The sequence below is a fragment of the Pseudomonas sp. S3_C06 genome (assembly GCF_054667675.1).
The window spans coordinates 6,334,133-6,357,904 of record NZ_CP162747.1 but is presented as its reverse complement, the minus strand read 5'-3'; the positions used below and the strand labels follow the sequence as shown (position 1 = coordinate 6,357,904).

The following is a 23,772-nucleotide window of genomic DNA, read 5'->3' as shown; positions in this document are numbered from 1 at the left end:
ATTCGAAAATGCAAGACGTCGTAATTGTTGCCGCCACGCGTACCGCGATCGGCAGTTTCCAGGGTTCCCTGGCCAGCGTTTCCGCCGTTGATCTGGGCGCGGCGGTGATCCGCCAGCTACTCGAGCAGACCGGTCTGGACGGTGCGCAGCTTGATGAAGTGATCATGGGCCAGGTGTTGACTGCCGGCGCCGGCCAGAACCCGGCGCGTCAGTCGGCGATCAAGGCTGGCTTGCCCCACGCCGTACCAGCGCTGACCCTGAACAAAGTGTGCGGCTCGGGCCTGAAAGCCCTGCACCTCGGCGCACAGGCGATCCGTTGCGGCGACGCTGAGGTGATCATCGCCGGCGGCCAGGAAAACATGAGCCTGTCCAACTACGTGATGCCGGGCGCACGCACCGGTCTGCGCATGGGCCACGCGCAAATCGTCGACACCATGATCAGTGACGGTCTGTGGGATGCGTTCAACGATTACCACATGGGCATCACTGCCGAGAATCTGGTCGACAAATACCAGATCAGCCGTGAGCAGCAGGATGCCTTTGCGGCAGCCTCGCAGCAGAAAGCCGCCGCCGCGATTGAAGCCGGCCGCTTTGTCGATGAGATCACCCCGATCCTGATCCCGCAGCGCAAAGGCGATCCGGTGGCGTTCAAGGTTGATGAGCAACCGCGTGGCGACACCACTGCCGAATCCCTGGCGAAACTGCGTCCGGCTTTTAAAAAGGACGGCAGCGTCACCGCCGGTAATGCTTCGTCGCTGAACGACGGCGCTGCTGCGGTCATCCTGATGAGCGCCGAGAAAGCCAAAGCCCTCGGCCTGCCGGTTCTGGCGAAAATCGCCGCCTACGCCAACGCAGGCGTTGATCCAGCAATCATGGGCATGGGCCCGGTGTCGGCCACCCGCCGCTGCCTCGACAAGGCTGGCTGGAACATCGACCAGCTCGACCTGATCGAAGCCAACGAAGCGTTCGCCGCACAATCGCTTGCGGTGGCCAAGGATCTGCAATGGGATCTGGACAAGGTCAACGTCAATGGCGGTGCCATCGCCTTGGGTCACCCGATCGGTGCATCGGGTTGCCGTGTGCTGGTGACCTTGCTGCATGAAATGATCAAGCGTGATGCGAAGAAGGGTCTGGCGACCCTGTGCATCGGCGGCGGCCAGGGTGTGGCGCTGGCGCTGGAACGCGCTTAACCAGTGTTCAACGGTGAATGGCGGATCCACGACATCCGCCGCTCGCTGGCAACAAAAACCCGGTGCGACTTGCGTTGCACCGGGTGTTTTTTTGCCTGTTCGAAATGTGCGTTGAATGTTCCGGCCCTATCGCGAGCAGGCTCACTCCCACATTTTGAGATGCGTTCCCCTGTGGGAGCGAGCCTGCTCGCGAAGGGGCCAGCCCGGCCAGCGAAAATCTAAGGCTTACGCAGCAAGTACGTATCCATGATCCACCCATGCTCCGCCCGCGCCGCCTTGCGCACCCGCTCGATCTCATCCGCGACATCCGCCAGCCTGCCACTGATCAGAATCTCGTCCGGCGTGCCCAGGTAGGCGCCCCAGTAAATCTCGGTTTGCCGATCCGCGACGTGGTGATACGAATCTTCAGCATCGAGCATCACCACCAGACTGTCCGCATCACTCACCTGCCCGGCCGCCAAACGCCGCCCGGTGGTGATTTCAATGGAACGGCCGATCGTGTTCAGCGGCACTTTGTGTTGCGCCGCCAGCGCCTGAACACTGGTGATCCCGGGGATCACCGCAAACTCGAAGGCACAGGTGCCCGAGGCCAGAATGGCCTGGAGGATGCGCACGGTGCTGTCGTACAGCGCCGGGTCGCCCCACACCAGGAAACCGCCGCACTGGCCATCAGACAATTCGTCATTGATCAGCCGCTCGAAGGTCTGCTGCTTGGCACGGTTCAGCTCATCGACACTGGCCGTGTAGTCGACATCGCCGCGCTCGCGTTCCGGGCTGTGGGCTTCGACGAAGCGATAGTCGGGGTCGTCGATGTAGCGCTCACAGATCTCACGGCGCAGGTCGATCAGTTTGTCTTTGCTCTGGCCTTTATCCATCAGGAAGAACACGTCGACCTGATTCAGCGCCTTCACGGCCTGCATCGTGATGTAGTCGGGATTACCGGCACCGATGCCGATCACCAGCAGTTGTTTCATCACAAAGCTCCTTTAAGACACAGGCGCCAGCGCCCGGTGAAGCGTAGTTCGAGCATCGACAGCGGTTCGACATCAATCTCATGAAATGCCGAACCGCGCATCACGTGGATCAGCGCAGCGCGGATGACAAACGGATGCGTCACCGCCACTACATGCCCCGGCGTGCTTTGCAGGCTGGTCAGCCACTGCGCCACGCGTTCACACAACTGCGCCACCGACTCACCACCATGGGGTATGGCGTGGGGATCTTCCAGCCAGGCATGCAGCGCGGCGGCTTCCGAGCCCTGCAGGGACTTGATCGACAGCCCATGCCAGCGGCCCCAGTCGCAATCGCGCAGCGCCTCTTCAATTTGCGCATCCGCACCAAACCATGCCGCCGTCTGTTGCGTGCGCAATTCCGGCGCGCAAATCAAGCGCCGCGAGGCATCGAAACGGTCGGCCAGAGATCCTGGCGCCAACCCACTATTTTCAACAGGTTCATTCGTAGGAAAACACGCCAATTTCTGTGCGACGGTTCGCGCATGGCAAATCAATGTCAAACGAGTGGTCTGCACAGGCATCGCTCCGGTAGGCCTTCATGAAAATCAACGGTGCCAAGCCGTTCTGTGAGCAATTGTGCCGTAAACCGAGGGTCGCGGGGCTGCCGGATAGCCACCGGCAAAAAACGACGACGGCAGGAATACGGCAATATCTGACAGCGTTGTGGGCAATGGACTACAAGGCCGATCGAATTACATGTAGCCCTTGTTACACGGGCATCTCGCTCCATTCTGGAGCCTTTTCAACACACTGAAAAATTCACTAGACATGTAACGTCAGTTACATAAATACTGTTTTAACGGATTATGAAGCGAATTCAACACCCTCCATCCAGCAGGAGCCCGGATGCCCCCTCTCAGAGACCTGATCACCGACCCCGGCCTGGATCTTACGCCGTCGGAGCGCAAAGTCGTTCGCGCCTTGCTGGATCAGTACCCACGTAACGGTCTGGGGCCGATGGCGCGTCTGGCCGAACACGCCGGCGTCAGCGATCCGACCATTGTGCGGCTGGTAAAAAAACTCGGCTTCGGCGGTTATGCCGAATTTCAGGATGCCCTGCTCAGCGACATGGATCATCGTCTGCGCTCGCCGCGTACGCTGTTGCAACCGCGCGCCCATCAGCACAAGGACGACGCCTGGAGCCACTATCTGGGCGACAGCCATCGCCTGCTGGTCGAAACCCAATCGCTGACCCAACCCGAAGACGTGCGCATTCTCACCGACTGGCTGCTCGACGCGCGGCATCAGGTGTATTGCTTCGGCGGGCGTTTCAGCAGCCTGATGGCCACTTACCTGCTCAATCACTTGCGCCTGCTGCGCCCCGGTTGCTTCGCTCTGGAAGACAACGCGCAACTGCCCGATCGTCTGTTCGATCTGCAACGCCAGGACGTAGTGCTGGTGTTCGATTATCGCCGCTACCAGACTCAGGCCCTGCGCGTCGCCAGTGCCGCGAAGAACAACAACGCCCGTGTGGTGCTGTTCACCGACATCTACGCCTCGCCGCTGCGCGAACTGGCCGACCTGATCATCAGCGCTCCGGTCGAATCGGCCTCGCCGTTCGACACCATGGTGCCGGCGCTGGCTCAGGTCGAAGCACTGATTGCCTGCCTGACCCTGCGCACCGAAAACCTCGCCGATCGCCTGGAAGGCATCGATGCCCTGCGCAATGACTTCAACACCCACCTGCTGGAGGATAAATAAGGATGTTCAGCCTTCCCCACCGCTCGCCGCGGGACTTGCCGTTTGTCACCGATCACACCGCGCTGTTGCTGGTGGACATGCAGCGTGCCTGGCTCGAGCCGCAGTTCGACGCGCACCTCAATGGCCCTGAAGCCGAATATTTCCTGACCCGCGCGCACATGCAGGTGGTACCCAATCAACGTCGCTTGCTCAGTGCTTTTCGCGAGGCGCGGCAGAACGTGCTGCACACCATTATCGAAAGCCTTACCGCCGATGGCCGCGACCGCTCGCTCGATCACAAGCTCTCGGACATGCACCTGCCCAAAGGCAGCGTGCAGGCGCGGATCATTGAAGACCTGAGCCCGGTGGAAAACGAAATCGTCCTGCCGAAGACCTCGTCCGGGGTGTTCAACTCGACCAACATCGACTACGTGCTGCGCAACCTCGAAACCCGCCACCTGATCATCGCCGGCATCGTCACCGACCAATGCGTCGATATGGCCGTGCGCGACGCCGCCGACCGTGGCTATCTGGTCACGCTGGTGGAAGATGCCTGCGCCACTTACAGCGCCGAGCGCCACCATGCCTGCCTGAATGCGATCAAGGGTTACTGCTGGATTACCGACACCGACACCGTGCTCGCCCGCTTGCAGGAGATGCGGCCATGAGCACGCGCCTGACGCCGCTGCCGATGACCACGCTGGTCACCACTGACCTGATCGGCATCACCCGTGGTCGCTCGTTTCCCACTGATGAGCTGGAGCATTACCAAGCCGCCGGTTGCGGCTGGGTGCCGGCCAATAGCGCATTGACGCCGCAGGACATCATTGCTTCAACCAATCCGTGGGGCGCTTATGGCGACCTGCGATTGATTCCGGATTTGAGCAGCCGCGTCACTGTCGGCAACGGCCCGGACGCCGACGCACCGGCGCTGGATTTCATCCACGGCGATATTCGCGAAACCGATGGCCGCCCATGGGGCGCCTGCCCGCGCACGCTGTTGCGCGACGAAATCGAGCGTTATCGCGATGAGCTGGGCTTGCAGGTCAACGCTGCGTTCGAACACGAATTCAACCTGCACGCCGGTTTTGCTGAGCACTTGGCGTTCTCCCTCGAAGCCCAGCGCCAAGGTGCCGAGTTCGGTGGCTGGCTGCTCAGTGCCCTGCGCGCCGGCGGTGTCGAGCCGGAAATGTTTCTGCCCGAGTACGGTAAGCACCAGTACGAAATCACCTGCCGCCCGACGCTCGGCGTGGCGGCGGCCGATCGTGCCGTCAACGTGCGCGAGATCAGCCGCGAGATCGCCCGGCAAATGGGTCTCGATTTGAGCTTTGCGCCGAAGACCGCCGCCGACGCGGTGTGCAACGGCGTGCATCTGCACGTCAGCCTGCTCGATCTGGGCGGTCTGCCGATGCTCTACGACGCTGGTACCAGCAATGGTCTGTCGAGCCTCGGCCAGCATTGGGCGGCGGGGATCCTGCATTACTTGCCGGCTCTGTGTGCGTTTACCGCACCGACTCCGGTGTCGTACGAACGCTTGCAGCCGCATCACTGGAGCGCCTCTTACGCTTGTCTCGGCCAACAGAACCGTGAAGCAGCGCTGCGCATCTGTCCGACCGTGACCCTCGGTGGCAAGCCCGTGGCCAACCAGTTCAACCTCGAATTCCGCGCCATGGACGCCACTGCCTCACCGCATCTGGCCATGGCTGCACTGCTGATCGCCGGGCGACTGGGTATCGAACAACGCCTGGCGCTGAACGCGATCACCAATGAAATTCCCGATTCACTCAACGACGAGCAACGCAAGGCCCGGGGCATCGTCGCCCTGCCCGCCTCGCTGGCCCAGGCGCTGGATTGGCTGCGCAACAGTGGCGCCTTCACCGAATGGCTGCCCAAGCCGCTGCTCGACACCTACTACGCCCTGAAAACCGAGGAACTGGCGCTGACGGAACAGCTCTCGCCCGCTGACTTGTGTGAGCACTATGCACGCCTGTACTGAATCCGCCGAACTGGGGTTGTACACCCGTCCGGCCTACAACCTGAGCCGCGCCGACTCGACGCACCCGTTGATTCTGGTGTGCGAACACGCCAGCCGCTACATCCCCGAGGCCCTGAACAATCTGGGCCTGGACGCTAGCGCCGCCCGCGAACACATCGCCTGGGACATCGGCGCGTTGCAACTGGCCGAGCAGTTATCGGAAAGGCTCGGCGCCACCCTGTTGAGCGCCAATTATTCGCGCCTGCTGATCGACCTGAACCGGCCACGCCACGCCCCCGACAGCATTCCGGCGCAGAGCGAGATTTATCAGGTGCCGGGCAACCGCGAGCTGGACGAAGCCACCCGCGAATACCGCCGTCAGACCCTGTTCAAGCCGTTTCACGCGCGCTTGCAAACCTTGATCGACGAGCGTGTTGCTCAGGGCCAGGCAGTGCGTGTGGTGGGGATTCACAGTTTCACCCCGGTGTATTACGGCCAGCCGCGACCACTGGAAGCCGGCGTGCTGTTCGGGCAGGCCAAGGCCTACGCGCAACGTTTGCTTGATGGACTCGGCGAACACCCGCTGAAAGTGGCCGGTAATCAGCCGTACAGGATTGATCCGCTGGGCGACATGACCGTGCCCGTGCACGGCGATGCCCGTGGCCTCGACTCGGTGCTGATCGAGGTGCGCAACGACTTGCTGCGCAGCCCCGAAGCCGTATCGCGCTGGGCCGGATACCTCGCGCCATTGCTGTAATGAAAGACTGCTGACGCTGTAAACGATGGACCGATAACAACTAAAACGACCGACTGGCTGACAAGGAGTTGCGCTTCATGGAAATTGAAGAATTCGGCTACAAGCAAGAGTTGAAACGTAGCCTGACGCTGACCGACCTGGTGGTGTACGGGATGATCTTCATGATCCCCATCGCCCCGTTCGGGGTTTACGGCTACGTTAACGCCGAGGCACCGGGGATGGTGCCGCTGGCGTACATCATCGGCATGGTGGCAATGCTGTTCACCGCATTGAGCTACGGCAGCATGGCCAAGGCCTTTCCGATTGCCGGCTCGGTGTATTCCTATGCGCAACGCGGCCTCAATCAGCACGTCGGCTTCATCGCCGGCTGGCTGATGCTGCTCGATTACCTGCTGATTCCGCCGCTGCTTTACGTCTACGCGGCGATGGCGCTCAACCATTTGTACCCGGACATCCCGAAAGTCGGCTTTATTCTGGCGTTTCTGGTCAGCGCGACCTTCGTCAACCTGCGCGGCATCACCTTTACCGCGCGGATGAACATCATCTTCCTGCTGGCGCAACTGGTAGTACTCGGCATCTTCCTGTTCTACGCGTGGAATGCCCTGCACAACGGTGGCGGTAACGGCGAGCTGACCCTGGCGCCGCTGTATCACCCGGAAACCTTCAACTTCGCCCTGCTAATGCAAGCGGTGTCGATTGCCGTGCTGTCATTCCTCGGCTTCGATGCGATCTCTACCCTCGCCGAAGAAATCAAAGGTGATCCGGGCAAAAGCGTTGGCAAAGCCGCGCTGATCACGCTGGTGGTCATGGGGGTGATTTTCGTCGCACAAACCTGGATTGCCACCGATCTGGCGGCCGGCATGGGCTTCAAATCCGCCGACACCGCGTTCTATGAAATCGCCGAAATCGCCGCCGGCAGTTGGCTGGCGACTCTGACAGCTGTCGCGACGGCGCTGGCCTGGGGCGTGGCCGTGGCCATCACCTCGCAAGCCGCGGTTTCGCGCTTGCTGTTCGGCATGGCGCGCGACGGCAAACTGCCAAAAGTGCTGGCCAAGGTTCACCCGAAACACAACACGCCGTACCTGAGCATTTATCTGGTGGCGGTGCTGTCGCTGGTCATCTGCTACCTGTTCATCAACTCGGTCGACACCCTGACCTCGCTGGTCAACTTCGGCGCGCTCAGCGGCTTCATGCTGCTGCACCTGACAGTGATCAACTACTACTGGCGTCGGCAAAAGTCCGGTCAGGTCGTGCGTCACCTGATCTGCCCGGTGGTCGGCTTCATCATCGTCGCGGCCATCATGTACAACATGGGCGTCGATGCGCAGAAACTCGGGCTGATCTGGATTGCTCTGGGTCTGGTGTACCTGTTCTTCCTCAACAAGCTCGGCGCCAGTACCGCGCTGCCTGACCCGAGCAACGGCTGACAAGAAAAAGAGCGGCGTCTGACAACAAATCAGGCGACCGCCGATTTATCGCGTGGAAACCGACAGTGATAGTCAGGTTCGGCGACTTTGCCGAACCTTTTGATACAGGAGTACATCCATGCTGGTCTTACGCCCAGTCGAGCAGACTGACCTGCCCCAGCTCCAACAATTGGCCCGCGACAGTCTGGTGGGCGTGACCTCCCTGCCGGACGACAGCGAGCGCCTGCGCGCGAAAATCGCCGGTTCCTGCGCCTCGTTTGCCAGCGCGGCGGCGGCCCACGGCCCGGAGAACTACTTCTTCGTGCTGGAAGACCTGGACGACCAGCGACTGGTCGGCTGCTCGGAGATTCTCGCGACGGCGGGTTTTGACGAGCCGTTCTACAGCCTGCGCAACCGCCACTTCACCAGTGCTTCCCGCGAGCTGAACATTGAACACGGCGTGCCAGCGCTGTCGCTGTGCCACGATCTCAACGATCACACACTGCTGCGCGGCTTTCACATCGACGCCAATCTGGTGCGCACGCCGTTCTCCGAGTTGCTGTCACGGGCGCGCCTGCTGTTCATGGCCGCTCATGCGCCGCGCTTCGCCGAGGCGGTGATTACCGAAATCGTCGGCTACAGCGATGAGGAAGGTCATTCGCCGTTCTGGGATGCACTGGGCAAACACTTCTTCGACCTGCCCTACGTTGAAGCCGAACGCCTGTGCGGGCTGCAGAGCCGCACCTTTCTCGCCGAACTGATGCCGCAATACCCGATTTACGTGCCGATGCTGCCGCAAGCGGCGCAAGACTGTATCGGTCGTATCCACCCGGACGGTCAGGAAGCGTTCGACATCCTTGAGCGTGAAGGCTTCGAAACCAACAGCTACATCGACCTGTTCGACGCGGGCCCGACTCTGTATGCGCGCACCGCCAATATCCGTTCGATCGCGCGTAGCCAGATGGCAACGGTGCAGCAACAGCCACAGATCGATGCCCGTGGCCGTTATCTGCTGAGCAATGACGCGCTGCACGGCTTCCGGGCGATGATTGCCGAACTCGATTACCAACCCGATCAACCGCTGTCCCTCACCCCTGCAATGTGTGCGGCGCTGAACGTGACCAATGGCAGCCCGATTCGGCTGATTGCCCTGTGAAACCCGCCCGGTTGCGCAGCCAACGACAGTGCCCGAACAGGCGCGAAGGAGTTACAGCATGATTGTCCGCCCGGTCAAAGTCAGCGACCTGCCAGCCTTGATGGCGCTGGTGCAACAGGCCGGCCCGGGGTTCACCACCCTGCCGGCCAACGAAGATCGCCTGTCCCACCGGGTCCGCTGGGCGCAACGAGCGTTCGCCGAACAGGTGGAACGGGCCGACGCGGACTATCTGTTTGTGCTCGAAGACGACGACATGCGCGTGGTCGGCGTCAGCGCACTGGCCGGGGCGGTCGGCCTGCGCGAGCCCTGGTACAACTATCGGGTCGGGTTAACGGTGAGTTCGGCGCCGGATCTGGGCATTCAACGGCAGATACCGACGCTGTTTCTCAACAACGAACTCACCGGCCAATCGGAGCTGTGCTCGTTGTTTCTCGGCCATGATCAGCGCCACGGCAGCAATGGCCGCCTGTTGTCGCTGGGGCGTTTGCTGTTCGTTGCCGAGTTTCCGCACCTGTTCGGCGAGAAGATGATTGCCGAACTGCGCGGCAGCGCCGATGAACACGGTTGTTCGCCGTTCTGGGACAGTCTGGGCCGGCATTTCTTCCAGATGGACTTCAGCCATGCCGATCACTTGTCAGGGCTAGGCAACAAATCGTTCATCGCCGAACTGATGCCGCGCCAGCCGCTGTACACCTGCATGCTCACCGAACAGGCGCAGGCGGCGATCGGCCAGGCACACCCGAATACCGAGCCGGCGCTGAAAATCCTTCAGGCCGAAGGTTTTACCCACAAAGGCTACATCGACATCTTCGACGGCGGCCCGGTGATCGAAGCGCCGGTGCGCAATATCCGCACCGTGCGCGAGAGTGTCGAGCTGACCCTGAGCCTCGGCAGCCCGGATGAACAGGCACCGTTGTGGCTGATTCACAACCGTCGTCTGGAAAACTGCCGCATCACCGTCGCCCGCGCCCGCCGGGTCGGCAGCAGCCTGGTGATCGACCGCCTCACCGCCAAGCGCCTGCAACTGCAACCGGGCAATTCGGTGCGCGCAGCGATGTTGCCCAATCAACAGCAACAGGCGGTGGCGGCCTGACGGTAATCACCGCAAAAAGGTAAATCCTTTCAGCAAAAGAGTCCGCGACAACCTGTCCCTTGCAAATTCGTCATGATCATTGACCCATTCGCGTGATAGCCTTTTCATTCTTCGGCGTTGACACCTTTGTTCAAGCCTTTCCATTCCTTTGTATTGGTGGAACTCGTATGACCAGGCTTTCCCATCAAGATTTGCGCCGTAACTTCCGTCAACTGCTGGCCTCTGACACCTGCTATCACACGGCGTCGGTGTTCGATCCGATGTCCGCGCGCATTGCCGCTGACCTCGGTTTTGAAGTGGGTATCCTCGGCGGTTCCGTGGCCTCGTTGCAGGTGCTCGGTGCCCCGGACTTTGCCCTGATCACCCTCAGCGAGTTCGCCGAACAGGCCACCCGCATCGGCCGCGTCGCCCAATTGCCGGTGATCGCCGACGCCGACCACGGCTACGGCAACGCCCTCAACGTGATGCGCACCATCGTTGAACTGGAACGCGCCGGGGTCGCCGCCCTGACCATCGAAGACACCTTGCTGCCGGCCCAATTCGGCCGCAAATCCACCGACCTGATCACCGTTGCCGAAGGCGTCGGCAAGATCCGCGCGGCATTGGAAGCCCGGGTTGATACGGAAATGGCGATCATCGCCCGTACCAACGCCGGCATCCTGCCGAACCAGGAAATCATCAGCCGCACTCGCCAGTATCAGGCTGCCGGGGCTGACGGCATCTGCATGGTCGGGATTCAGGATTTCGATCAGCTCGAGCAAATCGCCGAACACCTGACCGTTCCGCTGATGCTGGTGACCTACGGCAACCCGGCGTTGCGCGATGACAAACGTCTGGCCGAACTCGGTGTGCGCGTGACCATTGATGGGCATGGTGCGTACTTTGCGGCGATCAAAGCGACGTATGACAGCCTGCGCGAACAGCGGCAGATCTTTACCCAGGCGTCCGATTTGAGCGCGACCGAGTTGACGCACACCTATACCCAACCGGAGGAATACATTCTCTGGGCCAAGGAATACATGAGCGTCAAGGAGTGATGGGTTGGCCGGGCTGACGCCATCGCGAGCAGGCTCACTCCTACAATTGATCAGTGTTGAACACAAATACTGTGTGCACTGAAGATCTACTGTAGGAGTGAGCCTGCTCGCGATAGCAACAGCCGCTACACCGCTAAACCGGCGTCTTGTAAGCCTCCTCCCGCTGCACCGCCCGCGCCTGAATCACATTCAGAATCGCACAGCCCTCGCGCATCAACAGATGCACCGCGCTGGTCACACGCGTCAGATCACAATCGGAAATGCCCTTGAGATTGAGACTGGCAAAGGTGTCGGCCAGATCGCGCACAACCACAAACCGGTGCATCGCACAGGCGGCCATGTCGCTGAGTTCTGAGTGAGTGTTGAGGAAGAGCACCGGGGATTCGGCGTCGTAGGTGTCGATGGGGAGGAAGCGGGGCATTACTTGATCACACATTGGTATAACTCCTGTATTGAGAGAGCTACCACCAGTCGCGGCCAAACGAGGAAGGTGGCAGCCGTACGCGGGTTGGCCGACCGGATACAGGAACCGGCACACCCGAAGGTGTCCCACGCACAGCCGCCATAACACAACATCACAGACAAACATCGACTGAATATGTTGGGCAGACTGTACGTCTCTGTATCGACCGGCCAAGGTCGTTCGCGGTGTTTTTCCGCGAGCCCGAACTATAGGGGTCGATACCGAAATGCGGCAACAGGGTACGTTGTAGGAAACGTCTTGGAAAGTTGTACGCCGCCCGCGCCTTCCACTTTTCCCACAAAAGCCCCTCACCCTAGCCCTCTCCCTGAGGGAGAGGGGACTGATTGGGGGATGCTCTGGATCTACGCCGACGTGAGAGACCCGTTGAATGCGGATTTGCATTCAACTTGATCTGCTGGTTGCCACATGGACCACAAACAACACGGTCAGTCCCCTCTCCCTCTGGGAGAGGGTTAGGGTGAGGGCAAATGCACCTGACACCCCACCCGCATCAGTCACACCACAAACCCACTCACCGCGGCTTGGCCAACTCCATAATCATCCGCGACAACAGATAAATCCGCGGCGCCACGCTCGCCACTTCGGCGTATTCCTCCGGCGTGTGAATATTGCCGCCAACAATCCCGAAACCATCCAGCGTCGGCGTGCCGACCCCGGCCGACAAACTCGCATCCGCCGCACCGCCACTGCCCTCCTCCGTCAACTTGCGGCCAATCTCGCCATAAATCCCCTGGGCCATGGCCATCAGACGGTCCGACTCCGGCGTCTGCGGCATCGGTGGCAAGCCGCGTTGCAGAGTGGTCTTCACTTCCGTCTCAGCAATCAGCTTGTCCTGCGACACCCGCGCCAGATCCTTCTCGATCCGGTCGAACTCCTCCGGCACCGCCGCGCGCACGTCAGCCTTGGCCGTGGCTTGATCGGGAATCACGTTGGTGCGGTCACCGGCCTTGAGCACGGTGAAGTTGATGGTGGTTTTCTTCGCCTCATCGCCAAGTTTGCCCAGTTGCAGAATCTGGTGCGCGGCCTCCATCGCGGCGTTGCGCCCCAGCTCCGGCGCGACGCCAGCGTGCGCGGCTTTGCCCTTGACCTCGACCAGCGCCGTCGCGCTGCCCTTGCGCCATACCACCAGGCCATCGGCCGGGCGGCCCGGCTCGAGGTTGAGGGTCACGTCGTGCTGTTTGGCGGTTTTCTTGATCAGGTCGGTGGCGACGTCCGAACCGGTTTCTTCGCTGGCGTCGAGCAGGAAAGTGATTTGCGCGTAGTCCTTGAAGTCGAGGTTTTTCAGGACTTTCAGCGCATAGATCCCGGCGACGATGCCGCCCTTGTCATCCATCACCCCCGGCCCGTAAGCACGACCATCCTTGATGTGAAACGGCCGCTCGGCCGCCGAACCTTCCTTGAACACCGTGTCCATGTGCGCCATCAGCAGGATTTTCGCCTTGCCGGTGCCTTTGAACGTGGCCAGTACATGGTTGGATTTTTCCGGCGTGTTGGGCACCAGTTCGATGGTCGCGCCGAGTTTTTTCAACTCATCAATGGCGATGTCGCTGACTTGCTTGAGGCCCGGTTCATAGCCGGAACCGGAGTCGATATTGACCAGCCGCTCCAGCAATTTCAGCGCTTCTGGCTGGTATTGCTCGGCATCGGCGAGCACTTGTTTGTGCGGTTCGGCGAAAGCGTGGGCAGCGGAGAAAGCGAGAGACAGGCCAAGACTGGCAGCCAGCAGGGAGCGAGAAAATGAGCACGTCATGAAGCGATCCTTGTTTCGCGTCGGAGGGGATTTAACCGTACCCGACATCGGCGCGAGGCTCTACACCGAATGCGACACTGATCTAACCCACAACACACAACCCCCTGTGGGAGCGAGCCTGCTCGCGAAGGCGTCGTGTCAGGCGATATCAATGTTGGCTGACCCAGCGCTTTCGCGAGCAGGCTCGCTCCCACAATGGATTTGTTGTGATGCGGATCAAACCGAATCCAGCAATGTCTGCCGGGGCTTGTCATCGCAATTGCAGATCACCCGATTACGCCCGCCTGCCTTGGCTTCATACAACGCCTGATCGGCATCATTGAGCCACCGCGTCGCGTCAGCATGCGCCGGATCGTACGCCGCCAGGCCAATGCTCAAACTGACCTTCAACGCTGGATTCTGCTCATAACCCAGAATCGCAAAGCGCTCGCGCAACGCCTCCATAGCTTGCGCGGCGTTGAACAACGGCAGATCCGGCAAAATCACGCAGAACTCATCACCGCCATAGCGCCCGGCAACGTCAGTCGCCCGCAGGTTTTGTTTAAGTAATTTGCTCAACTGGCGCAACACGATGTCGCCCGCAACGTGGCCGTAAGTGTCGTTGATTGCCTTGAAGTGATCGATGTCGATCAACGCAATCGCTGCGCCCTGCTTCTGTCGCTTGCAGCGCTGAAAAGCGATCTCCAGTTGATCCTTCCAGGCGCCGTGGTTGAGCAGCCCGGTCAGGCTGTCGGTGCGGCTCAGGGCAAGCAATTCGCGTTTATGTCGACCGAGGGTGTAGGCCTGGCGAAAGCAAATCCAGCCCAGCGCCAGCGGGTACAACAGCAGTAACGGGAAACAGGCATACATTTGCGCAGGCGTGGTCTGCGGAACGAATGCCGGAGCAAACACCACCAGCCCGACGCCGACCCCGAGCAACTGCGCCGCAGAACCTGCCAACAGAAAACGTGAACCACCGATAGCGACGTTGTTCATCGCCATCATCGAAATGGTCGTGGCAGTCGGCAACGGATTGAAATGCATGGCGGCAAGCCAAAAGCCGCCGAAAAAGGCGTCGATCAACAGATTGCGGTGTTCAGCGTGGTAAGGAACCCGGGCGCGGCGCGCCCATTGAAACGCCAGATGCGGCCAGACCAGGCCATTGAAGAACATCAGTGCCCAGACCCACAGCGGCGGATCGAGCGAGTACATCGCCACGCTCACGCACACAAGCCCCAGAATCAACCCGAGGATGCGCGATGTATAAAGCCTCCTGGCCAATGAAAGTCCCTTTCCTCCGGTATTTCCCATAAGGACCTCGATCACGCACACCGCAGGACGGATGTGCTGGAAGTCTAACAGGGCGACGTTAAATAGCCATCACCGGCCAGCGGGCTGAATAGAGCGACATCAGGGCCACACGCCGTGCAAATATTTGGCTATACATGAAAGGAGCAAAATGGAAAAACAACTATAAGAAGGAGGCCCATGCACACCTATCACGTGTTGATCATCGGCAGCGGTTTTGGCGGTCAATGTGCTGCGGTCAACCTGCTCAAGGCCGGGATCGACGATTTTCGCCTGCTGGAGCGACGGGACTTCTTTGGCGGCACCTGGTGCCAGAACACCTACCCCGGCGCGGCGGTGGACGTGCCGTCGCCGCTGTATTCGCTGTCGTTTGCGCCGTACCGCTGGTCACAGATGTTCGCCGGGCAGGCCGAACTGCACCGCTACACCGAGCATGTCATCGAGCAATTCGGTTTGCGCGAACGCGTGGAGCTTGGGGCCAATGTCGAGCGCGTCGAATGGGACGACACGGAAAAACGCTGGGCCGTGCACACCGCCCGCAAAGGCACCCTTTATGCGCAGTTCCTAATCAATGCCACCGGGCCATTGAGCCAACCGGTCATTCCGCACTTTCCCGGCCAGGAGCGCTTTCAAGGCAAGACGTTTCATACAAACAATTGGGATCACAGCTACGACTACCGCGCTAAACGCGTGGCCATCGTCGGCAGCGGCGCCAGTGCGGTGCAGGTGATTCCGGCGATTGCGCCGCAGGTCGAGCAACTGCACGTGTTCCAGCGCACGCCGCATTGGGTGCTGCCCCGCGCCGATCGCCAGTTCGGGCCGTTGCAACGCTGGCTGCTTGGCCGCAAACCCGCCTACAAACTGTTGCGCTGGCTGATTTACTGGCAATTCGAAACCCGGGTCATCGCGTTCAAATACTCGAAAGCGGCGATTCACATGGTCCAGCAGCACGCCCTGCGTTTTCTCAAACGCCAGTTGCCGGACCCGGCGCTGCGGGAAAAACTCACTCCGGACTTCACCATCGGCTGCAAACGGGTGCTGGTTTCCAGCACCTATTACCCGGCGCTGAGTCGTGCGAATGTCACCTTGCATACCCGCGAACAAGGCATCGCTTCCATCGACGAAAGCGGCATCAACACTGAGGACGGCCAACACATCGATGTTGATCTGATCGTCTGGTCGACCGGATACGACGCCACCGACGGGGTGATTTCCTACCCGGTCAGCGGAAAAAACGCCGTGCAACTCAGAGAGGTCTGGGCGCAATACCCGCGCGCCTATCTGGGCACCAGCCTGCCGGACTTCCCCAACCTGTTTATCGTCACCGGCCCCAACACCGGCATCGGCCACACCTCGGCGCTGTTCATCATCGAGTCGCAGATGAACTACATCCTCGACTGCATTCGCACCGTGCGGGCGAAGGGTCTGCGCAGCATCGAAGTGCGCCGTGATGCGGAACGTACCTACACTGAGATGATTCATCGGGAGATGGAGCGCACGGTCTGGAAGTCCGGCGGCTGCCACAGTTGGTATCAAAGCAAGAGCGGTCATGTGATCGCGATGTTTCCCGGCTTCAGTTTCAGCTATCACCGCTTGACCCGAGCGCTGAAACCGGCCGACCACATTCTGTCCTGAACACGTAAAAGGAAGACGTCGATGCTTTTGCTGTTTGTCGCCCTCGCGGTTTTCGTGGCCTGGAGCTGGTTGAGTTATCCGGCGGTCGGTCATTGGCTGTACGACCTGAACATGGCCATCGAGGCCAAGTTGTACAAATTGCACAAGATCGAAGTGCCGATCGCCGAGATGACCGTCTCGACCTGGCAAGGAGGGCCGTACGAAGCGGCCAGCGCGATTCTGATGCTGCATGGCTACAGCGCCGACAAGAACCTGTGGCTGCGCTTTTCCCGGCACTTTGTGCGCCAGTATCGGGTGATCATCCCGGACCTTGCCGGCCATGGTGAAACCGGCTTCAAGGCGGGCGGCGGCTACGACATTCCGTTGCAGGCCAAACGCATGATCCAGTTGCTCGACGTTTGCGGCGTGGAGAAAGTCCATGTGATCGGCAACTCGATGGGCGGCTACATTGCCGCGTGGCTGGCGGCGACTTATCCCGACCGCATCGCCTCGGTGGCGCTGATCGACCCGGCAGGCGTCACCGCGCCCGAGGTCAGCGACATGGAGCGGCATCTGGCGCGCGGGCATAACCCGTTTCTGATCAATTCCCGGGAGGAGTTTCGCCGGTTTTATGCAATGACCATGGAATCGCCGCCGTGGGTACCGAACCTGGTGCTGGACGCCATCGCCCAGCGCTACGAACAACAACGCGATGAACTCGAGGAGATCTTCCGCGATTTTCGCGCCAGCCCGCCGATGGAGCCGAAACTCGCCGACATCAAATGCCCGGCGCTGTTGCTCTGGGGCCGCAAGGATCGGCTGATCGATGTCAGCAGCGTGCCGGTCTGGAGCAAGGGCATCGCCAATTTGCGCGTGGATGTCTGGGATCACGTCGGGCACATGCCGATGGTTGAACAGCCGGGGAATACGGCAGAGCTTTATCGCGAGTTTTTGGGAAGCCAGAGATGACAACGCGCCCGGCCCCTGATCGTTCCCACGCTCTGCGTGGTAATGCCTCAAGGGACGCTCCGCGTCCAGTGACGCGGAGCGTCACGGGCTGCATTCCCACGCAGAGCGTGGGAACGACCAGCAAGGGGTAAGCCTGAGATGAATATTCTTTATGACGAACGCCTCGACGGTCCATTGCCGCAGGTGAACAAGGCCGAATTCCTCAAGGCATTGCAGCAAACGCTGCCAGACCTCGACATCTTGTGGCGAGACGAAGAACTCAAACCCTACGAATGCGACGGTCTCTCCGCCTACCGCACCACGCCGATGCTGGTCGCCCTGCCGCGTCGACTCGAGCAGGTGCAAACCCTGCTCAAACTCTGCCATCAGAAGAACGTCCCAGTGGTTGCGCGTGGCGCCGGCACCGGCTTGTCCGGCGGCGCCTTGCCGCTGGAACAGGGCCTGCTGCTGGTAATGGCGCGCTTCAATAATATTCTGCACATCGACCCCGCCGCCCGCACCGCGCGGGTACAACCGGGGGTGCGCAATCTGGCGATCTCTCAGGCAGCGGCGCCCTTCGGCCTGTATTACGCGCCGGATCCATCGTCGCAGATCGCCTGTTCGATCGGCGGCAACGTCGCCGAAAACGCTGGCGGCGTGCATTGCCTCAAGTACGGATTGACCGTGCACAACCTGCTGAAAATCGAAGTGCTGACCATCGAAGGCGAACGCCTGACCCTCGGTTCGGATGCGCTCGACTCAGCGGGTTTCGATCTCCTCGCGTTGTTCACCGGCTCCGAAGGCCTGCTGGGGATCATCACCGAAGTCACGGTCAAACTGCTGCCCAAACCGCAAGTCGCGAAAGTCCTGCTGGCCAGTTTCGACTCAGTGGAAAAGGCCGGCCGCGCGGTCGCCGAAATCATCGCGGCGGGGATCATTCCCGGCGGGCTGGAGATGATGGACAACCTCGCCATTCGCGCCGCTGAAGATTTCATCCACGCCGGTTACCCGGTCGATGCCGAGGCGATTCTGCTGTGCGAACTCGACGGTGTCGAGGCCGATGTCCACGACGATTGCCAACGGGTGCGTGAGGTCATGACCGCCGCCGGCGCCACCGAAGTGCGTCAGGCCCGTGACGAAGCCGAGCGCGTACGGTTCTGGGCCGGGCGCAAAAATGCCTTTCCGGCCATCGGCCGTTTGTCACCGGACTATTACTGCATGGACGGCACCATCCCGCGCCGCGAATTGCCCGGCGTCCTGCAAGGCATCGCCCGCCTCAGTGAAGAATACGGTTTGCGCGTGGCCAACGTGTTCCATGCCGGCGATGGCAACATGCACCCGCTGATTCTGTTCGACGCCAACCAACCCGGCGAACTGCATCGCGCCGAAGCCTTGGGCGGCAAGATCCTCGAACTGTGTGTGCAGGTCGGCGGCAGCATCACCGGCGAACACGGCGTCGGCCGCGAGAAAATCAACCAGATGTGCGCGCAGTTCAACAGCGACGAACTGAGCCTGTTCCATGCGGTAAAAGGCGCGTTCGACCCACAAGGCCTGCTCAATCCCGGCAAGAACATTCCGACCCTGCACCGCTGCGCCGAATTCGGCGCGATGCACATTCACGCCGGGCAATTGCCCTTCCCCGAACTGGAGCGTTTCTGATGGCCGATGTCGACGCCGCCAGCGCCCTGCTCGATCAGGTCAACGAGGCGCGGGCCAATGCCACGCCGCTGAAAATTCAGGGTGGCAACAGCAAAGCGTTTCTCGGCCGCGAGGTCGCCGGCGAAGTACTCGACACCCGCGCCCACCGCGGCATCGTCCGTTACGAGCCGACCGAACTGGTGGTCACGGCGCGCGCCGGCACGCCGTTGTCCGAGCTGCTGGCGGCGCTGGATGCCGCCGGACAAATGTTGCCTTGCGAACCGCCGGCATTCGCCGACAGCGCGACCGTCGGCGGCATGATCGCCACGGGGCTGTCCGGGCCTCGGCGGCCGTGGTCTGGCTCGGTGCGCGACTTCGTCCTCGGCACGCGGGTGATCACCGGCCTCGGTCAGCACCTGCGCTTCGGCGGCGAAGTGATGAAAAACGTCGCCGGTTATGACCTGTCGCGGCTGATGGCCGGCAGTTATGGCTGCCTCGGCGTGCTCACCGAGGTCTCGCTGAAAGTCCTGCCGAAACCGCGCCAGTGCCTGAGCATTCGCCTCGACATGGAGTGCGCGCGGGCGCTGACCAGGCTTGCCGAGTGGGGTCAGCAACCGCTGCCAATCAGTGCCGCCTGCCACGATGGCCAGAGTCTGTATCTGCGTCTCGAGGGCGGCGAAGGTTCGGTGACGGCGGCGCATCAACGCCTTGGTGGTGAGCCGCTGGATTCAGGGTTCTGGCGGGATCTGAATGAGCAGCGTCTAGGTTTTTTCAACGAAGGTCTGCCGCTGTGGCGCTTGTCGTTGCCGAACAATCTCGGGCCCCTGGATCTGCCCGGCGAGCAACTGATCGACTGGGCCGGTGCACAACGCTGGCTGAAATCCGACGCGGCGCACATTCATATCCTCGCTCAGGAACTCGGCGGCCATGCCACCTGCTTCACCCATGGCGCCAGCCCTTCGCCGTTCCAGCCGCTGGCCTGGACACTGCTGCGCTATCACCGGCAACTCAAGGTGCAACTCGACCCGCAAGGGCTGTTCAACCCCGGGCGCATGTACGCGGAGTTTTAGTCATGCAAACCACCCTCAGCGAACAATCGCGACAACTGCCACGCGCCGCCGAGGCAGAAAAGATTCTGCGCACCTGCGTGCATTGCGGCTTTTGCAACGCGACCTGCCCGACCTATCAGTTGCTCGGTGATGAACTCGATGGCCCGCGCGGGCGCATCTACCTGATCAAGCAAGTGCTCGAAGGCGCACCCGCGACGGCGCAGACGCAACTGCACCTGGACCGCTGCCTGTCGTGCCGCAACTGCGAAACCACCTGCCCGTCCGGCGTCGACTATCACAACCTGCTCGACATTGGCCGCGCGGTGGTCGATCAAGCGGTGCCGCGTCCGGCAGCTCAGCGCCTGTTGCGCGAAGGTTTGCGCGCATTGGCGCCGAATCCGGGGTTGTTCAAAGGCTTGCTGCGGGTGGGCACGACGTTTCGGCCGCTGTTGCCGCGAATGCTGGAAAGCAAACTGCCGCAGCATCTGCCGCTTTCCGGTTTGCGCCCCGCCCCGCGCCATGCCCGGCAAGTGCTGCTACTTGAAGGCTGCGTACAACCGGGGTTGTCGCCAAACACCAATGACGCGACGGCGCGGGTGCTGGATCGCTTGGGCATCAGTGTCACACCGGTGGCCGAGGCCGGCTGTTGCGGCGCGCTGGACTATCACCTCGACGCGCAAGCCAAAGGCCTCGACCGCGCCAGGCAAAACATCGATGCCTGGTGGCCGCACCTGCAAAACGGCGCCGAAGCGATTGTGCAGACCGCCAGCGGTTGCGGCGCATTCATCAAGGATTACGGGCATTTGCTGGAAGACGATCCGGTGTATGCGGCCAAGGCACAGGAAATCAGCGAGCGGACGCTGGATCTGGTGCAGATACTCGCGCAGGAACCGCTCGAACAGATCTGCGCCGCCACTGAACGGCGGATTGCCGTGCATTGCCCTTGCACCTTGCAGCATGCGTTGAAACTGGGCGGTGCAGTGGAAGCCGTGCTGACGCGCCTGGGTTTCAATCTTACCGCCGTGCCCGACGGCCATTTGTGCTGCGGCTCGGCGGGTACGTATTCGTTGACGCAACCGGTGCTGGCCCGGCGACTGCGCGACAACCGCCTCAACGCGCTGGAAAGCGGCCGCCCTGAGCTGATCGTCACTTCCAACGTCGGCTGCCAGAGCCATCTGGCCAGTGCCGGACGCACGCGGGTGATGCACTGGATCGAACTGGTGGATCAGTCATTGGCAGAATGAAGTTCGTAGGATTCTTCGTTTGCCCGCGTGCGAGAAGGCTGCGATCTTTTCCCTCATCCATTCCGTGACCGTGGCAGGAATTTTTTTCATGACCGTGCAGCCGTTCGTCAGCCCCGACCTGATCCGTCAACGCTTCTCCAAAGCGATGTCCGACATGTACCGCGAAGAAGTGCCGCTGTACGGCGCGCTGATGCAGTTGGTGGAACAGACCAACCGCGAAGTGCTCGCACGTCAGCCGGACATCGCCCGGCAGCTCGATAGCACCGGTGAAATCGAACGACTGGACATGGAGCGCCATGGCGCCATTCGCGTCGGTACCGCGACGGAACTGGCCACCCTCGCCCGTCTGTTTGCGGTGATGGGCATGCAGCCGGTGGGTTATTACGACCTGACTCCGGCGGGCGTGCCCGTGCACTCCACAGCGTTTCGCGCGGTGCATGAAGAGGCGCTGCAAGTCAGCCCGTTTCGGGTGTTCACGTCGTTGTTGCGCCTGGAGTTGATTGAGGATGCGCAACTGCGCGCCTTTGCAGAATCGGTATTGGCCAAGCGTTCGATCTTTACCTCGGAGGCGTTGCGCCTGATCGCGCAAGCTGAAACCGCAGGTGGTTTGAATGAAAGCGAGGCCGAGGCATTCGTCCTGCAGGCACTGGAAACTTTTCGCTGGCATCACAGCGCTACGGTAACTGCTGCGCAATATCAGACTTTAAGCGCCCAACACCGCTTGATCGCCGACGTCGTGGCGTTCAAAGGCCCGCACATCAATCACCTGACGCCGCGCACGCTGGACATCGACCGCGTCCAGGAGCAAATGCCAGCCCATGGCATCACCCCGAAAGCGGTCATCGAAGGCCCGCCGCGCCGGCAGTGCCCGATCCTCTTGCGCCAAACCAGTTTCAAGGCGCTGGACGAGCCGATTGCCTTCACCGATCAAAGCGTGACCCGTGGCAGTCACAGCGCGCGTTTCGGCGAAATCGAACAGCGCGGCGCGGCACTCACGCCCAAAGGCAGGGCGCTGTATGACCGCTTGCTGAATGCAGCGCGCGATGAACTCGGCGACTTCCCCAACGAAGCCAACGCCGTACGTTACAACGCGCTGATGGCTCAGCACTTTGGCGAATTCCCTGACAGTGTCGAGGGTATGCGAGAACAAGGGTTGGCGTACTTTCGTTTTTTCACCACGGAAAAAGGTCTGGCTACTGGGGGACTTGGGCAGTCGTCACTGGAGGACTTGTTGCGCGATGGTTGTGTGAAAGCGGAACCGTTGGTGTACGAAGATTTCCTGCCGGTGAGTGCAGCGGGGATTTTTCAGTCGAACCTTGGCGACGCGGCGCAGGCGCATTATGGCGAGCATTCCAATCGAAAGGCCTTCGAGCAGGCGCTGGGACGCGCGACCATTGATGAGTTGGGGTTGTATGCGGCGACGCAGCAGCGTTCGATCAATGAGTGTCTGACCCAATTTGCGCGTTGAAAAATCAAAAGATCGCAGCCTGCGGCAGCTCCTACATTTGGAATGCATTTCCCCTGTAGGAGCTGCCGCAGGCTGCGATCTTTTGATCTAAAAGTTTTAAGCAGCCGCCTCGACCAAATAATGGCGCGTGGCCACTGTGCGCAAGAAGTTGCGCACTTGTTTTGCAAAATCGACCGGAAAAACCTCTGAAAGCACCGTGGTACAAGGCCTGCAGCCAAGTGCGCAAGAAGTTGCGCAGTACTGCGCAACTTCTTGCGCACTTTTGCATTGGACGAGCGCTTTATTTCGCACAAGCGCCTGAAAAATCAGTCAAACACCCCGGCCCGTATGGCCGCCACAATTGTTGGCACGCTCCTTGATAACAGTCAGGCACCCACCGGGCGATTTCGCCTCCCGGGCACCTTAAATTATTCCGCAAGGAGAGCACCCCATGGCAACACCAGCGTACATGTCGGTTACCGGCGAAAAACAAGGCCTGATCACTGCAGGCGCTTTCACCGCTGACTCCGTAGGCAACACCTACCAGGAAGGCCACGAAGACCAGGTTATGGTTCAGGCTTTCAGCCACGACGTGATCATCCCGCGTGACCCACAATCCGGTCAGCCAACCGGTCAGCGCGTTCACAAGCCAGTTGTGATCACCAAGGTCTACGACAAGGCTTCGCCTCTGCTACAAGCCGCTCTGACCTCCGGCGAGCGCATGAGCGAAATCGTTATCCAGTGGTTCCGTACTTCTGCTCAAGGCACCCAAGAGCACTACTACACCACCAAACTGGAAGACGCGATCATCGTCGCCATCAACAACAAAATGCACAACTGCCAGGATCCAGGCAACTCGCACTTCACCCACCTGGAAGAAGTGCAGTTCACCTACCGCAAAATCACCTGGACCCACGAAGTATCCGGTACTTCGGGTTCCGATGACTGGCGTGCTCCAGTCGTTTAATTACGGCTGATCGTTACAAGCATCGGCCAGCTCTGCT

General features: G+C 60.8%; 21 protein-coding genes. 16 read left to right on the top strand and 5 right to left on the bottom strand.

Annotated features, from left to right (window positions below):
- Nucleotides 1-8: 8 nt before the first annotated feature.
- Nucleotides 9-1,190 (top strand): acetyl-CoA C-acetyltransferase, encoded by a 1,182-nt coding sequence (locus AB4N44_RS28240; RefSeq protein ID WP_460111088.1) that lies wholly within the window; start codon nt 9-11, stop codon nt 1,188-1,190.
- Nucleotides 1,191-1,408: 218 nt separating this feature from the next.
- Here the strand turns inward: AB4N44_RS28240 and cobF are convergent, their stop codons facing one another.
- Nucleotides 1,409-2,164 carry a precorrin-6A synthase (deacetylating) gene (gene cobF / locus AB4N44_RS28235; protein WP_460111090.1) on the bottom strand — a complete coding sequence of 252 codons (756 nt, stop codon included), beginning with the start codon at nt 2,162-2,164 and terminating at the stop codon, nt 1,409-1,411.
- Complete coding sequence (locus AB4N44_RS28230) at nt 2,164-2,718, bottom strand: histidine phosphatase family protein (protein WP_460111093.1); 555 nt, start codon at nt 2,716-2,718, stop codon at nt 2,164-2,166. The genes cobF and AB4N44_RS28230 overlap by 1 nt, the downstream gene beginning before the upstream one ends.
- Before the next feature lie 331 nt (nt 2,719-3,049).
- On the opposite strand from AB4N44_RS28230, the gene AB4N44_RS28225 reads away from it, so the two are divergent.
- The 8 genes from AB4N44_RS28225 to AB4N44_RS28190 all read left to right on the top strand — a co-directional run bounded on the left by AB4N44_RS28225 (nt 3,050) and on the right by AB4N44_RS28190 (nt 11,307).
- Nucleotides 3,050-3,904 (top strand): MurR/RpiR family transcriptional regulator, encoded by an 855-nt coding sequence (locus tag AB4N44_RS28225; RefSeq protein ID WP_016983252.1) that lies wholly within the window; start codon nt 3,050-3,052, stop codon nt 3,902-3,904.
- Between the two features lie 2 nt (nt 3,905-3,906).
- Entirely contained in the window at nt 3,907-4,551 is a 645-nt protein-coding gene (locus AB4N44_RS28220; protein ID WP_116031288.1) for a cysteine hydrolase family protein, read from the top strand.
- A complete protein-coding gene (locus tag AB4N44_RS28215) occupies nt 4,548-5,879 on the top strand; it encodes a type I glutamate--ammonia ligase (protein ID WP_460111095.1) in 1,332 nt (443 codons plus the stop codon). Before AB4N44_RS28220 ends, AB4N44_RS28215 begins: the two co-directional genes overlap by 4 nt.
- Nucleotides 5,863-6,615 carry an N-formylglutamate amidohydrolase gene (locus AB4N44_RS28210; RefSeq protein ID WP_127926709.1) on the top strand — a complete coding sequence of 251 codons (753 nt, stop codon included), beginning with the start codon at nt 5,863-5,865 and terminating at the stop codon, nt 6,613-6,615. The genes AB4N44_RS28215 and AB4N44_RS28210 overlap by 17 nt, the downstream gene beginning before the upstream one ends.
- Nucleotides 6,616-6,692: 77 nt before the next feature.
- Nucleotides 6,693-8,042, top strand: a complete 1,350-nt coding sequence (locus tag AB4N44_RS28205; protein ID WP_007919552.1) for an APC family permease — start codon at nt 6,693-6,695, stop codon at nt 8,040-8,042.
- Between the two features lie 118 nt (nt 8,043-8,160).
- Complete coding sequence (locus tag AB4N44_RS28200) at nt 8,161-9,177, top strand: arginine N-succinyltransferase (protein ID WP_150774497.1); 1,017 nt, start codon at nt 8,161-8,163, stop codon at nt 9,175-9,177.
- A gap of 58 nt (nt 9,178-9,235) precedes the next feature.
- Nucleotides 9,236-10,270, top strand: a complete 1,035-nt coding sequence (gene astA, locus AB4N44_RS28195) for an arginine N-succinyltransferase (RefSeq protein ID WP_016983246.1) — start codon at nt 9,236-9,238, stop codon at nt 10,268-10,270.
- A 167-nt stretch (nt 10,271-10,437) separates the two neighbouring features.
- Entirely contained in the window at nt 10,438-11,307 is an 870-nt protein-coding gene (locus AB4N44_RS28190; RefSeq protein ID WP_007919546.1) for an isocitrate lyase/PEP mutase family protein, read from the top strand.
- Between the two features lie 133 nt (nt 11,308-11,440).
- On the opposite strand, the gene AB4N44_RS28185 is transcribed toward AB4N44_RS28190, so the two are convergent.
- From AB4N44_RS28185 to AB4N44_RS28175, 3 genes are all read right to left on the bottom strand, one after another.
- Complete coding sequence (locus AB4N44_RS28185) at nt 11,441-11,743, bottom strand: hypothetical protein (RefSeq protein WP_038369113.1); 303 nt, start codon at nt 11,741-11,743, stop codon at nt 11,441-11,443.
- 559 nt (nt 11,744-12,302) lie between these two features.
- Nucleotides 12,303-13,541 carry a M20/M25/M40 family metallo-hydrolase gene (locus AB4N44_RS28180; RefSeq protein ID WP_127926707.1) on the bottom strand — a complete coding sequence of 413 codons (1,239 nt, stop codon included), beginning with the start codon at nt 13,539-13,541 and terminating at the stop codon, nt 12,303-12,305.
- A gap of 216 nt (nt 13,542-13,757) precedes the next feature.
- Entirely contained in the window at nt 13,758-14,831 is a 1,074-nt protein-coding gene (locus AB4N44_RS28175) for a diguanylate cyclase (RefSeq protein WP_127926705.1), read from the bottom strand.
- A gap of 177 nt (nt 14,832-15,008) precedes the next feature.
- On the opposite strand from AB4N44_RS28175, the gene AB4N44_RS28170 reads away from it, so the two are divergent.
- The 7 genes from AB4N44_RS28170 to AB4N44_RS28140 all read left to right on the top strand — a co-directional run bounded on the left by AB4N44_RS28170 (nt 15,009) and on the right by AB4N44_RS28140 (nt 23,735).
- Nucleotides 15,009-16,463 carry a flavin-containing monooxygenase gene (locus AB4N44_RS28170; RefSeq protein WP_460111100.1) on the top strand — a complete coding sequence of 485 codons (1,455 nt, stop codon included), beginning with the start codon at nt 15,009-15,011 and terminating at the stop codon, nt 16,461-16,463.
- Nucleotides 16,464-16,484: 21 nt separating this feature from the next.
- Nucleotides 16,485-17,411: an alpha/beta fold hydrolase gene (locus tag AB4N44_RS28165; RefSeq protein ID WP_150774494.1), complete on the top strand. Its 927-nt coding sequence runs from the start codon at nt 16,485-16,487 to the stop codon at nt 17,409-17,411.
- A gap of 138 nt (nt 17,412-17,549) precedes the next feature.
- Nucleotides 17,550-19,049 carry a glycolate oxidase subunit GlcD gene (gene glcD, locus AB4N44_RS28160; RefSeq protein WP_460111102.1) on the top strand — a complete coding sequence of 500 codons (1,500 nt, stop codon included), beginning with the start codon at nt 17,550-17,552 and terminating at the stop codon, nt 19,047-19,049.
- Nucleotides 19,049-20,098, top strand: a complete 1,050-nt coding sequence (gene glcE, locus AB4N44_RS28155; protein ID WP_460111103.1) for a glycolate oxidase subunit GlcE — start codon at nt 19,049-19,051, stop codon at nt 20,096-20,098. Before glcD ends, glcE begins: the two co-directional genes overlap by 1 nt.
- A gap of 2 nt (nt 20,099-20,100) precedes the next feature.
- Nucleotides 20,101-21,321, top strand: coding sequence for a glycolate oxidase subunit GlcF (gene glcF / locus AB4N44_RS28150; RefSeq protein WP_460111105.1), 1,221 nt, complete (start codon nt 20,101-20,103; stop codon nt 21,319-21,321).
- A gap of 88 nt (nt 21,322-21,409) precedes the next feature.
- Nucleotides 21,410-22,789 (top strand): 2-oxoadipate dioxygenase/decarboxylase HglS, encoded by a 1,380-nt coding sequence (gene hglS, locus AB4N44_RS28145; RefSeq protein WP_460111106.1) that lies wholly within the window; start codon nt 21,410-21,412, stop codon nt 22,787-22,789.
- Nucleotides 22,790-23,219: 430 nt separating this feature from the next.
- Nucleotides 23,220-23,735, top strand: a complete 516-nt coding sequence (locus AB4N44_RS28140) for an Hcp family type VI secretion system effector (RefSeq protein ID WP_007919523.1) — start codon at nt 23,220-23,222, stop codon at nt 23,733-23,735.
- Nucleotides 23,736-23,772: the final 37 nt, after the last annotated feature.